The following is a 12,168-nucleotide window of genomic DNA, read 5'->3' as shown; positions in this document are numbered from 1 at the left end:
TATGTCATGCAGCGCTTAAATACGATTGATATTAGTAACGTTCTAGAATTAGAAAACACTCTTTCTACTTTAGAAAATGAAGTGATTTCTTCAAAACTAGAACTTGAAAATTGGTTAAAAAAACAATCTACATTCATTTGGGAAATTGAAGAACAATTAACATCTCACTATATCGCCTTTCAATGTAGTACAGATAATAAAAAAATAAAAGATACTTTTGAATATGACCAACAATTTGTCAGGCCTCTTTTGAAACGTTATCAAAATTCATTTGATAATAAATATTTAGAGTCCCCTTTTCGAATGGAACTTGATCCAAAAACGTATAGCTTACTAGATAAAAAAATAAAGAATGCGCAGACTTTATTTTGTGAAAAGAACATTGATTTAGAAGTAGACGAAGACAAACTAGTAACCGAGTACTTCGAAATTACAGGTGGTTTAACTGCACTATGGGACGGTGAAGAAAAAACAATTACTGAACTACAGTCTTACTTACAAGATCCGGATCGTAATATACGAAAAAAAGCGAAAACACTCATTTCTGAAACATTCTTATCTGTTGAAGATACATTACAACAGATATTAAATGAATTAATCGTAATACGTCACCAAAAAGCGAAAAACATTCAATTAGATAATTATCGTGATTATATGTTTAAAAAACATGAACGTTTTGATTATACACCTGAGGATTGCTATGAACTTGCTGAATCTATTCGTAAATACGTAGTACCACTTATCAATAAAATATTTAATGAGAAAACATCTGAACTTCAAGTAGATAGTCTTCGTCCATGGGATCTAAAAGCAACCGCACCAAATCAAAAAGCATTAAAACCTATCGAAGACGCCAGTGAATTAATCGAAAAAAGTTCTCATATTTTACACAAACTAGATCCCGAATTTTCTAGGTTACTGGACCGTATGTGTAAAAATAATTGCTTAGATTTAGAAAGTCGTAAAGGAAAAGGACCAGGAGGATTTTGCGAATATTTACCTGCTTCTCGATTATCTTTCGTTTTTATGAATCTCAATCATACACATTATGATGTTACTACTTTCCTCCATGAAATGGGTCATAGTATTCATAATGAATGTATGAAGCAGTTAGAACTTCAAAAATATTTGGAAATCCCTTCTGAATCAGCAGAACTCGCTAGCATGACAATGGAATTATTTTCGATGGAGTATTGGGATACATTTTATGAGAATACTGAAGAATTTATAAAAGCAAAATTAGATTTCTTTATAGATATTGTTAAGTACTTACCACAAATGCTTATCGTTGATCAATTCCAACATTGGATGTATGAGAATCCTAATCATACTGCTAAAGAAAGAAATGCAAAGTATTTAGAATTACATAACACTTACCAATCGAACGTCGTAAATATTGAAGGGTATGAAAATTGGATTGCAACTGGTTGGTTACCTGTACTACACATATTCGAAATACCATTCTATTACATCGAATATGCTATCGCACAACTTGGTGCACTACAAATGTATAAACAATATAAAGAAAATCCTAAACAAGCAATAGAAAATTATAAAAAGGCTTTATCATTAGGTAGCTCTAGATCTTTAACGGAAGTATATGAAGCAGCTGGAATTCATTTTGATTTTTCTGGTGAAACAATTAAAGAACTAATGTTATTTGTAGAGAGCGAATTAGAGTCATTTGAACAATTGTAAGAAAGAAGCTGTTCCTATATTTTAGGTTCAGCTTTCTTCTTTATTTTATTTATTAGTTCTATGTACTGAGAATCACCATATCCGATTGTCGAAAAGAGTTTAAACAACTTTGTTAATAATTCTCGAGTTGATAAATCTTTATTTTTAGAGATGAATTTTACTACGATATTATCTTCTTTTAACATATTTAAATATAAGTCTATAGCTTGATAGATTACAGGTGGTACTTTATAGGATGTTTTTTTATGATTCACTACTACTTCATCGTATATAGAAGAATAATTTCCTAATTCCAGTTCAAGTTGACTTACTTTAAATTCATCTTCTCTGAAGCTATTTAAGTATACCTTCCCTTCATAACAAGATTGTTCTAAGTATGAAAGTATGGTAAGTAAGTTCATTTGGCAGAACATATCTTCACCAAACCATAAAACAATGCATTTATACTTTTTCGTAAAAAGATTTTCTAACGGATCTATAACTTTTTTTGTATAACTTTCTACTGAACTATTATGTCCTTCTGCTCTTGTTTTAATAAATTCTTCATTAAAAACTTGTGTAGTAGCCGTGTTTACACACATCGCTTCGTTAAATGGGGCATAATCAGACTCACCCATTAGCTTCTCCGTTTTAAATTCTTCATACATCATTTGACCATTCAATATGTTTAATACATCTTTATCAAACAACTCATTATTATTGCTACGTAACTGCTCAACCTCTAATTTTCTAGAAATATTCATTTTTAACTCCTCTTCTATTTTTAGTTTAATAAATGATTGAATAGGCATTTTGTTAAGTTGGAATTCTCTTGGATTCATTCCAAAAACATTTTTGAAAGCTCTACTATAAGCCTCTTGCGAAGAATAATTGTAATCCAATGCAATATCTATTATCTTTCTATCATTCTTCAAATCCCCCGTAGATAAATACAGCCTTCTTAAAAGAATATAACGCCTAATACTCATGCCTGTTACTTGGTGAAATCTAAAAGAACAGTAATACGGAGAATAACCCATATAACGCGATAATTCATTTAATGAAAATTCTTCTTTTAAATTGCTCTCAATCCAATCAATCATTTGCTGTATATGTTCATACATTTACTTCACTCCTTATTTATAAGTATAAAAGAGAGTCATTTCTTTCTTTTGATATTTCTTGTGTTTTATAACATGAGCCATTCATTACTTCATGCTTCATTTTAAAGGATATCAAAAATAAAACACGAATGTTGTATATTAAGAATCTTTTAGTTCTCAAATAAATAATTAAAGTTTGGAAAGGAAGTTACAATGAACGAGCTAGAAAAAGAAATACTCCAATTAATAAATGAACGATATCCATTAAATTTTATTAACATTAAACCCATAACGAATGAAATGTATCAATGTAACGCACAACAAGGTACTTATTTCATTAGAATTACAAACTACAAAACATATGCAGAACAATTAGAAGAAGTTACATATACGAATTTTTTATATCAAAATGGCTTAGGTGTTCCACCAATAATCCCTTCTTTACAAGGAAATTTTGTAGAAAAGTTTCCATTAGACAAGGAGATTTTTGCTGTATTATATAAAGCTGCTCCTGGTATACATTTACCGAGGTGTGATTGGAATTCAAATATATTTAAAAAGCTTGGTAAACAAATTGGAAAATTACATCGCATTTCTAGAAGCTTTGAACAGACTAATCCGGTTAAACATATAAACGATTGGTATGAAAATGAAGAATATAATTTTCTTAAGTATATCTCTAAAGAAGAAACTACTATAAGAGAAATTGCATCTGACGTTTTAACTTCTATAAAAGAGCTACAAAAATCCACTTCCAATTACGGCTTAATTCACGGAGATTTATGGCTGGAAAATATATTAGTTGAAAACAATTCAAACATAACAATGATTGATTTTCAAGACTGCGAAAAACATTTTTACATATTTGATTTAGCCGTTCCTATTTATAGTGCGATAGAATATTCATTTGCTGGAAATGGGAATATCGTTAACTATGAGCATTCTATTACAAAAGCACTATTTGAAGGATATAAAGAAGAAAATGAACTCCCTAAAGAGATGATAGACAAGTTTCCATTGTTTATAAAATTAAAGGAGATTTTTGAATATAGCTTAATGCATATGTATTGGGGTAAAGAAGAATTAACTGAGGAACAAATACGGATAATAAATCTTTATAGGATGAAGATCGAAACTAAATATACCTATATCAATGTTTAAAAATGCTATTGTTTAACTACAAGGAAACTTAGTTTAACAACAGCATTTATTAATTGGCTACTAGACAACCTTTGTTTTATTACTTATAAATACTGATTCAATAATTTGTTTAAATCCACTTCATTTTGCGGAGATACTTTCTCTGAAAATCTAGCTCCAATCATAATAGGAGCCCATTGAAAGATCTCATCTCTTGTTAGATCGGTATTACTGCAATATATTCGCAAATACATTTCCGCTAATTCTATATAAGACTGCGCATACAATAAATATGTACGAAACACATCTGCACGAATATCACCTGAACAAGCATCTACCCAGTCTATAATATTTACATTCTTTTCACTCAAAATTAGATTAGATGGATGGAAATCACCATGGCATAATCTAGGTTCAAATTTGATTGAATATAACTTATTCAATATACTTTCCTTTTGTTTTTCATCCAATTTATGTACATATTTAATTTGAAGCTCTAACCTTTCCCCCATCGCTTCCATTTCATCCGTATTCACACGTATGGCATGAATCTTTTTTTGTTCATTAACACAAATATTTATGTAATGCTCTGCCTCATTTAGATTATTAAGCAGGAGATCCCCCATACTGTCACCTTTTACGTATTCCATAATAATTGCCTGTCTATTTTTTATCTTTGTCACTTCAAATACGTTCGGAACTGATAGTCCACATGAATAAGCATATTTTTGTTTTTTTGCTTCATTCATAGACTCTGTATCAGGCAGATATTCATTAAATAATTTTACAACCTTAGTATTATAGAGATAGATTTCTGCTGTATTCCCTTTAGCTATCGGATTTCCTAAATTCAATTCATTTCTCTCCTTACTGTAAATTAAGCTGACACATTATACTCCCCTATAAATTCAGTGTAATTATGCTGAAACCCTTCTCCACGAAAATATAAAAAACTTACCACTTTCTATCCTTAAATAGAAAGTGGTAAGTTTAATTTACTAGGAATATCGGAAGGGAAATTTGGTGTATGCACAATTGAAAATGCATATCCCTGCTCAATAAATGATACTTCATTATGTTTACATTGAAATGGGACACTATTTTTCTTAAAGTTAATTTGGATTTGCTGTAAAAATGCTTGATCTGTTGTTCCGAAAGATACGTGTACTTTTGGTGGTAAAGCTTTCATCGCAATCGGGATCCAAGGTCGCTGCCACCAAGTTGCAACGATGTATGCAGTGCCACCTATAACAAAGTTGAAAATATCCCCATCTTTCATCGTTTTCATATTTAGATTGGATTTTAACCATTCTGTAAATACAGGTACACTTTTAACAGGAAGTCCGATTTCCCTTACATATAAAATATTTAAAGGGGACTGCGGTACTAATACATCTTCTTTAACATAACTATGTGCGATAATTTCGAGTAGATTTCCATCCCCGTCTTTAAAGTATACATTGTATAAACCATTCTCTTCACCAATTACATTTCCATTTTGCCATTTCACAATGAGTAATCCAGAATCCTTTAGCCATCTTACTGTTTCAAGAAATTTTGAATATGGAATCTCAAAAGCAAAGTGAGCAGGTGCAATTGGTTCATATACTTCTTGAAAACTAATTGTTGTATAAGGTGTTACTTCAAATTGAATAAATGATGCTGTTTCTTTTTTTATTGGAAAAGATAATATGTCCTTATAAACTTGTTTTACCCCTTCTATGGAAACCGTTTGTAGTTTTATATCTGATATATGTGTAATCATTGTAATAAACCTCCAAATTCATAATATCTATTAGTATTGTATTTCAAAAACTAACAGGAAGAATCCATCTGGAGATTGAAACTTTAATTAACAAAATAATACTTTTGTATTAGAGCAGTTACGCTAACATTTCCGGCTAATGCAATAAAATTTTAACTTCAAGCGTTTTGCGCTATAGTTCAAATAATTGGTATAAACGACCATATCAAGATATAATGAACAATATCTTAAGCTAAAGGAGTGATGTTTTGTGAACCAAAGAATTTCTTACTATGATGCTGCACCTAATGCTATGAAAATTATGATGGACATGGAAAAGTACACAAAGCAATCAACGATTAATCGAATGACTAGAGAGCTTATTAAAATTAGAGTTTCTCAGATCAATGGTTGTGCTTACTGCTTAGATTTACATACATCTGATGCGCGAAAAATGGGAGAAACTGAACAAAGGATTTATTGCTTAAGTACTTGGGATGAATGTACTTTTTATACAGAAGAAGAAAAGGTCGCTATTGAACTAGCTGAACATATTACACTAATTCCTACTAAAAGAGTTCCTAATTCCCTATACAAACGAGTATGTGAACATTATGATGAAAAACAATATATTGACCTTGTCTTGATTATTAATCAAATTAATAGTTGGAATAGAATTTCTATCGCGATGGGAAATACACCTGCTAAAAAATAAAACTGTAAGTAAAAATCTTACTTACTCTATACGTTATTTCTATATTACATACGCTCCAAAAGGTTGATTTTTATATATTACAAAAATCAACCTTTTGGATTTAACTTTACCGATGTTTTCTTATTTCTTCTACTATAACTTTCGGATAATCCCAATGTTTCGTCCTTATGCATACCTCTTACAATATTAACCGTTGTTGTACCTCTCGCATGCCAGCAGACTTTATAATTTATTTCTATACCCAGGTCCTTAACTCCAATCTCTAGTAATGAAGACCATCTTGTATAACCTTCTTTTCCACACAAAAAGCTGCTTTTTTTAAAGAAAAGCAGCTTTTAATCTATAACACATTATAATTTAACAGCAATAATCATAAACCTTTTTGAATTCGTACGAATCCCTTTTTCAGAACTATTTGCATCAATGAACTTTTGTAAAATAGTAAAATCCTCTTCCTCTTCTCCAAATCTAGGAATAATAGGCGTATGTTTTAACAAGAAAATAAGATCTTCAGGCGTACTGTAATAATCAGTAATATTATATTCACGTACTTGCACGAATTCAAATCCTGCATGAATAAGTTCCCTCATATACTTTTCTTTTAAAATTCCATCTTTTTCGCCTAAGCATTGCCCTCTTCCAAATGCTTCTTTCAAGTTCAATTTATCATGTTCGCTAACTTGTTGTGTTAAGAAAATAGCACCTTTTTTCATTACTTTTGCTAATTCAGATGCTATAAACGGTGCATGACAACTTGAAGCTATATCAAAATGCGCATGCGGAAACACTAAAGCTTCAGAATCCATTTGAAGAAACTCAACATTTTGTACACCTGATTTTTTCAAGTTAGAATGTGCTGTTTCTATCATTCCGTTAGAATTATCTATTCCAATTAACAATTTAGCCGAAGATGCTATGTTAAGTACATTCTCTCCTCCACCTGTACCAACATCAAGTAATATATGTGATTGCTTGCATCTTTCTTTTACCTCTCCATAAAAGTCCCATGTATCTCCTACAGTTTCACATTTTATTTTACTAAAATCCCATCCATTTAATCTTCCTACTTTATCATAAAAGTTTTTGTACTCTAATTCGTTCATTTCATTATTTCCCCTTTGTTAATGTGCATGAAATGTTTAATCCGGATCATCATCGAAATAGACTCATAGTTTATATTCTTATTAATCTCCTTTTATATCTGGTACGCATCTTTCAATCCCAAACGACTACTTACTTCGAGTAATACATAAATTCATCCCACTACAATTAAAAGAAAATATGTACGATAACATCATTTAATTCAGTATATTATAAAATACAAATTATCGAAATAGCAGCTTTATACATTTCAGTTTACATAATATATTTACAGTTCATCTTCATTAATATATTCTAAATGTCTTCTTCCCCAACCACACATGCTATCTAACACAGTACTTACTGTTTTTCCATGTTTAGATAAACTATATTCCACTTTAGGTGGTATTTCTTGATAAATTTCTCGTTTTATTAGTTGATCTTGCTCTAATTCACGCAATTGCTTCGCTAACGTCCCTTGAGATATATCTGGTATTAATCGCTTTAATTCACCAAACCGTTTTGTTCCGTCTGTTAATAATATAAACAAAATAAGTGGTTTCCATTTCCCACCAATTATTTGTAATGTCGCTATTACTCCTTTTAACTTCGGTTCTTGTAAATCCATTTTTCACACCTCTCCTCTGACATCACAAATCTTTTTTCACATTGCATATCCGCATGAATAGTGATTAGTACGAAATATGCGACTATGTACATAAAAAGTGCGTACTTTTCACTTGCTATCTTTTAGCGAATAATAAAGAAATAATAGTTTTATTTTAACGTTTTTATTAAAGGAGTGGCTTAAATATGTCTATTACTACATTAAAAGGTAGCCGTATCGTTATCATTGGTGGGAGTTCTGGTATTGGGTTTGCAACAGCAAAACAAGCAATTGAACAAGGAGCACATGTTATTATTGCAGGGCGTTCGACTGAAAAATTAATGATTGCTCAAGAAGTAATAAATAACCTTCATCTTCAAACTTATGTATTGGATAACCAAAATAAAAACCAATTACAAGATTTTTTCAAGAAAGTTGGGAATTTTGATCACTTGTTCACACCAGGAGCCTCTTACACACTTGGACCTATAACCGCTACTGATGATATTGCTGAAAGCAGCTTTATCGGCAAGTTTTGGCCACAATATTATGCCGTAAAATATGCAATTCCTTTTCTTTCAGACTCCGGATCTATCGTATTAATGTCCGGTGCATTTAGTCAAAAACCGCTTAAAGGGGCACCTGCTTATGGAGCTTGTAATGGTGCTATTGAGAGTTTAGGGAAAGCTTTAGCTGTTGAAATAGCTCCTATAAGAGTTAATGTTGTTTCCCCTGGAACGATACGGAGGGAAAATGAACAAAACGAAAATAGACTAGCTGCTTATGAAGCTTATAAATCTCTTTCTCTTCTAAAGAGGCCTGGGCATAATGATGAAATTGCACATACTGTTCTATATTTAATGCAAAATAGTTTTACTACAGGCAATGTATTGTTTCCTGATGGAGGATACACATACCATTAAATTATTTAAAACAAAAGCCCCTTATTAAGGTGGCTTTTGTTGCTAATTTAGAAACTGCTGCAGTAATAAAGGATCCTCTTTTAAAATTCCTGCTAAAAACATAAGTTGTGGAAAAGGTTGTAAGATTAACTCTTTATTCATTTTTTCTTTCAATACAGCTATTCCATCTTGCTTAATATAATCGTTTAGTGTTATTTTTTTACTACAAATTAGCCTAATATCACTTACTGAAAGTAATAAGAGCCCGTTCGTTTCAGAGGATGGAGTTGGTTCATTTTCTGCATGTGCCATATACATAATAGATAAAGTTTCAGCTGGACTATCAATAATTAAAATTGGATTGACTTCATTTTCTACTTTTACTTTCTTTGATTTTGCATTCCAATTCTCTTTATAATATGTAATTGGTGAACTCAATATAGCAATATCGATAGTAGCTTCTTCTTTCACTTCTCTTTTAGCTGTTTCTACTGCTGTTTCATCCCCTTCTTTATGTCCTCCGAGCCTTACTACACCTAATGTATCACCTTTATTCGTTGGACCAACTTGAAAAACAAATAAATTCTTATATATTACATACGCACCAGCTGTTCGCACATTCTTATCTATATGTATCAATATTTTCCCTCCTAACGACCTTTGAATAAAATAGTTTACTATAATTTTATTATGTATTTAAATTATCTTCAATCCAACACACAGCATCAAGTAGGTTTTGCGCTATATACTCAGGTACTGTTTCTTTCCACGAATGTCTATACTTTGTTAATGAATTTTCTCCCCATCCTGTTCGCAATTAAATCTTTTTCATAATACTGCCCTCATTTTTATTTCCTCCTTTAGATTTTAAAAATACCTATAAAAAGTAGGATTCATCTAAAAATTACAGAATTCTATATATAACAAGTATTGGACGGATGATTTTCAAATTCCTCTATAAAAAAGGTGGTTCAAACAGTTGTGAAATTTATACTAGAACGCAGGCTTACCATTAAGACAACTTTCTCAAAAGAATACAAGATTTTCATTTTTGGTTTACTCATTTCACGAATTGGAGATTCACTATATACTTTTGCATTGCCTTGGATTGCCTATCAATTAACCGGTTCAGCTGTAATTATGAGTTCTTTATTTACTATTAATTTGCCAATTGTTTTATTCGGCCCTTTAGTTGGTGTAATGATTGATCAATACGATCGAAAAAAGTTACTATGGATGGAAAGATAATTATGTATGATTGGTTAATTGAAATTGAAGAACGAAAATATCCATTACACTCCGCTCATTTTGTACATTTTTAAATAAAATTTTGACAGTAGTTGACGAATCGAATCAAGAAGTAATTTCTCTTGATATTTACGGATAAGTTGATAAAAGGGTAGCGTCAGGAAAATACGAATTTACAACGATAAGAAAATTCCAAATTAAAAAGCCCAACTTCTCTACAAATCAAAATAGAGAAATTGAGCTTTTCAGTTACTTCATTTATTTATTGAATTCATTAACTTGAAGAAGTATTCAGGTTTATGAGTCTTATTTAGGTTATACCATGAATGTAATGCATCTGGTGTAAATACATCTATTTTTTTCAGTACCTCCATTGCAAATTCCAGAGGAGCTATTCCTGATGCAGTAACTAAATTCGTATCAGATACCGCAGATTCCGACTCATAGAACTTTTCTCCTTTATAGTTAGGACATACCATTTTAGTATATTCTAAGTTATTACTTGTATGCTTTCTAGTATCTAAGTATCCCATATTCGCGAGGCCCTCAGTTGCACCACAAATTGCAGCAACAATAGTACCAAGCTTTAAAGCTTGGCCAATTGTTTCCAAGATCGGTTGATGAATTTCTTCACTCCAAGTAGTCCCTCCTGGTAAAATTAAAAGATCTTTACTCTCAAGAGTACATTCATCAAGGGAAATATCTGGTTTTATACTCAGTCCTCCCATAGTAGTAATCATTTCTTTATTAGCTCCTACTGTAATTACTTTTAAAGGTGCTAAATCTTTTTTAAAATATCTTCCTGAGTTTAATTCTGCAATTAAATATCCATATTCCCAGTCCGACATTGTGTTAAATACATATAGAAATACTTTTTTTGTTTGCATCCAATAACACTCCAATCACAATTTATATAGCTATTATAATATAACTTCCCTGACAGTTAACGTCAGGGAAGTTATATTACTTGATGAAATTTTATTAATTCTGAAAGAACTTCAATAAGTCTTTTCTTAAGACTTATTGGCTCAATAACTTTAATAGATTTATTGTACGGCAAAAGTAAATAAGGTACATATGTATGTATTATATCTTTTTCAAGAAGAAAAACTGCTTGATTTGAAGTCCGTTCTTGTAAATAATGTCCTAAAAACCAATGTTGGCAAATATCAGCCAATACACTTTTATCCCCATTAATAACCAAAGAAATAGTCCCTTCCTTATCTTCTATAGTTGGAAGAAGACCTTTTATAAAAAAGTCACGTGCTGAAAAATTTTCTGGTCGGTTAAACTTATTTTCTGTTAGCATTAGACTTTCAATTCGATCTACTCTGAAACTACGGATATCATTCCTAAGATGACAAAATCCAATCACATACCACTTATTATTCCAATAGATAATTTTGTACGGATCGACCAATCTATAATTTAATTGCTTTTCACCACTTTTATGGTAAATAATTTTTACTGAGTACCCGTCAGCTACCGCCTGCTCCAACTCCTTCAAAAAAGGTTCCATAGAGAGCGAACTTAATCGACTTATTACTTCAAGACTAGCTAAATGTTGGTTTATCTTTGTTTCCTGCTCTTGATTTGAGTATTTACTTAGTTTTGAAATGGCCCTATTTAGTGCTTCACCTCCATAATATCCCGCTTCTTCTGCAAAAACAGCAGCGTGAAATAGTGCAGTTTGCTCCTCAAAATCAAAAAAAAGAGGAGCCTCAATAAAATTTTTCAATAAAGTGTATCCACCGTTATGTCCTGGTTCTGAAATGATAGGTACGCCACTTGTTGAAATTGTATCAATATAACGATACACAGTCCTTATATTCATCTCTAACTTTTCTGAAATTTGTTTTGCAGTAATTTTTTCACCTGAACGAAGCATCCATAGAATTGCTAACATATTGTCAATTTTAGGCATATAATTCCACCTCTATATGAAATTTATT

Annotated in this window: 12 protein-coding genes and 2 pseudogenes; 5 read left to right on the top strand and 9 right to left on the bottom strand. The window is 31.2% G+C overall.

Annotated elements, in window-relative coordinates; all coding sequences use genetic code 11:
* Positions 1–6: 6 nt before the first annotated feature.
* Positions 7–1,698 (top strand): M3 family oligoendopeptidase, encoded by a 1,692-nt coding sequence (locus tag NHG49_RS13295; RefSeq protein WP_064475321.1) that lies wholly within the window; start codon positions 7–9, stop codon positions 1,696–1,698.
* A 14-nt stretch (positions 1,699–1,712) separates the two neighbouring features.
* On the opposite strand, the gene NHG49_RS13290 is transcribed toward NHG49_RS13295, so the two are convergent.
* On the bottom strand, positions 1,713–2,801 hold the full coding sequence (locus NHG49_RS13290; protein ID WP_103655356.1) for a helix-turn-helix domain-containing protein: 1,089 nt from the start codon (positions 2,799–2,801) through the stop codon (positions 1,713–1,715).
* Between the two features lie 192 nt (positions 2,802–2,993).
* Between NHG49_RS13290 and NHG49_RS13285 the strand changes: the two genes are divergently transcribed.
* The gene (locus NHG49_RS13285; RefSeq protein ID WP_064475319.1) at positions 2,994–3,941 is read left to right on the top strand and encodes a phosphotransferase enzyme family protein; all 948 of its coding nucleotides are present in this window, start codon (positions 2,994–2,996) and stop codon (positions 3,939–3,941) included.
* 83 nt (positions 3,942–4,024) lie between these two features.
* Here NHG49_RS13285 and NHG49_RS13280 read toward each other — a convergent pair whose 3' ends face one another.
* Both NHG49_RS13280 and NHG49_RS13275 read right to left on the bottom strand, forming a co-directional pair.
* Positions 4,025–4,774 (bottom strand): aminoglycoside phosphotransferase family protein, encoded by a 750-nt coding sequence (locus NHG49_RS13280; RefSeq protein WP_098112126.1) that lies wholly within the window; start codon positions 4,772–4,774, stop codon positions 4,025–4,027.
* 116 nt (positions 4,775–4,890) lie between these two features.
* A complete protein-coding gene (locus NHG49_RS13275; RefSeq protein ID WP_064475318.1) occupies positions 4,891–5,685 on the bottom strand; it encodes a VOC family protein in 795 nt (264 codons plus the stop codon).
* Between the two features lie 250 nt (positions 5,686–5,935).
* On the opposite strand from NHG49_RS13275, the gene NHG49_RS13270 reads away from it, so the two are divergent.
* Complete coding sequence (locus NHG49_RS13270) at positions 5,936–6,379, top strand: carboxymuconolactone decarboxylase family protein (protein WP_064475317.1); 444 nt, start codon at positions 5,936–5,938, stop codon at positions 6,377–6,379.
* 140 nt (positions 6,380–6,519) lie between these two features.
* On the opposite strand, the pseudogene NHG49_RS13265 reads toward NHG49_RS13270, so the two are convergent.
* The 3 genes and pseudogenes from NHG49_RS13265 to NHG49_RS13255 form a co-directional block, all read right to left on the bottom strand.
* Positions 6,520–6,687: pseudogene (locus NHG49_RS13265) on the bottom strand (alpha/beta hydrolase); the annotation flags it as partial.
* A 42-nt stretch (positions 6,688–6,729) separates the two neighbouring features.
* Positions 6,730–7,482, bottom strand: coding sequence for a class I SAM-dependent methyltransferase (locus NHG49_RS13260; RefSeq protein ID WP_064475315.1), 753 nt, complete (start codon positions 7,480–7,482; stop codon positions 6,730–6,732).
* Positions 7,483–7,748: 266 nt separating this feature from the next.
* Positions 7,749–8,087, bottom strand: a complete 339-nt coding sequence (locus NHG49_RS13255) for a winged helix-turn-helix transcriptional regulator (protein WP_088047089.1) — start codon at positions 8,085–8,087, stop codon at positions 7,749–7,751.
* Between the two features lie 185 nt (positions 8,088–8,272).
* Here NHG49_RS13255 and NHG49_RS13250 point away from each other — a divergent pair, with 185 nt between their 5' ends.
* On the top strand, positions 8,273–8,989 hold the full coding sequence (locus tag NHG49_RS13250) for an SDR family oxidoreductase (RefSeq protein ID WP_088047090.1): 717 nt from the start codon (positions 8,273–8,275) through the stop codon (positions 8,987–8,989).
* Between the two features lie 42 nt (positions 8,990–9,031).
* On the opposite strand, the gene NHG49_RS13245 is transcribed toward NHG49_RS13250, so the two are convergent.
* Entirely contained in the window at positions 9,032–9,607 is a 576-nt protein-coding gene (locus tag NHG49_RS13245; protein WP_098112127.1) for an NUDIX hydrolase, read from the bottom strand.
* A 342-nt stretch (positions 9,608–9,949) separates the two neighbouring features.
* On the opposite strand from NHG49_RS13245, the pseudogene NHG49_RS13240 reads away from it, so the two are divergent.
* Positions 9,950–10,201: pseudogene (locus tag NHG49_RS13240) on the top strand (MFS transporter); the annotation flags it as partial.
* Positions 10,202–10,470: 269 nt separating this feature from the next.
* Here the strand turns inward: NHG49_RS13240 and NHG49_RS13235 are convergent.
* Together NHG49_RS13235 and NHG49_RS13230 are read right to left on the bottom strand one after the other, a co-directional pair.
* Positions 10,471–11,103 carry a type 1 glutamine amidotransferase family protein gene (locus NHG49_RS13235; RefSeq protein WP_064475313.1) on the bottom strand — a complete coding sequence of 211 codons (633 nt, stop codon included), beginning with the start codon at positions 11,101–11,103 and terminating at the stop codon, positions 10,471–10,473.
* A 71-nt stretch (positions 11,104–11,174) separates the two neighbouring features.
* Positions 11,175–12,140 (bottom strand): helix-turn-helix transcriptional regulator, encoded by a 966-nt coding sequence (locus tag NHG49_RS13230; protein WP_098111714.1) that lies wholly within the window; start codon positions 12,138–12,140, stop codon positions 11,175–11,177.
* Positions 12,141–12,168: the final 28 nt, after the last annotated feature.

Origin of the sequence: Bacillus sp. IBL03825, from assembly GCF_024712505.1 — a bacterium.
In the GTDB taxonomy this organism is placed as follows: Bacteria; Bacillota; Bacilli; order Bacillales; family Bacillaceae_G; genus Bacillus_A; species Bacillus_A wiedmannii.
The sequence above is the reverse complement of the archived record's forward strand: the minus strand, read 5'-3'. Positions and strand labels throughout refer to the sequence as shown.

Bases quoted from the DNA above. Each gene is read 5' to 3' on its own strand.
- NHG49_RS13295 (WP_064475321.1), top strand. From the start codon at position 7: ATGCAGCGCTTAAATACGATTGATATTAGTAACGTTCTAGAATTAGAA.
- NHG49_RS13290 (WP_103655356.1), bottom strand. From the start codon at position 2,801: ATGTATGAACATATACAGCAAATGATTGATTGGATTGAGAGCAATTTA.
- NHG49_RS13285 (WP_064475319.1), top strand. From the start codon at position 2,994: ATGAACGAGCTAGAAAAAGAAATACTCCAATTAATAAATGAACGATAT.
- NHG49_RS13275 (WP_064475318.1), bottom strand. From the start codon at position 5,685: ATGATTACACATATATCAGATATAAAACTACAAACGGTTTCCATAGAA.
- NHG49_RS13260 (WP_064475315.1), bottom strand. From the start codon at position 7,482: ATGAACGAATTAGAGTACAAAAACTTTTATGATAAAGTAGGAAGATTA.
- NHG49_RS13255 (WP_088047089.1), bottom strand. From the start codon at position 8,087: ATGGATTTACAAGAACCGAAGTTAAAAGGAGTAATAGCGACATTACAA.
- NHG49_RS13250 (WP_088047090.1), top strand. From the start codon at position 8,273: ATGTCTATTACTACATTAAAAGGTAGCCGTATCGTTATCATTGGTGGG.
- NHG49_RS13235 (WP_064475313.1), bottom strand. From the start codon at position 11,103: ATGCAAACAAAAAAAGTATTTCTATATGTATTTAACACAATGTCGGAC.
- NHG49_RS13230 (WP_098111714.1), bottom strand. From the start codon at position 12,140: ATGCCTAAAATTGACAATATGTTAGCAATTCTATGGATGCTTCGTTCA.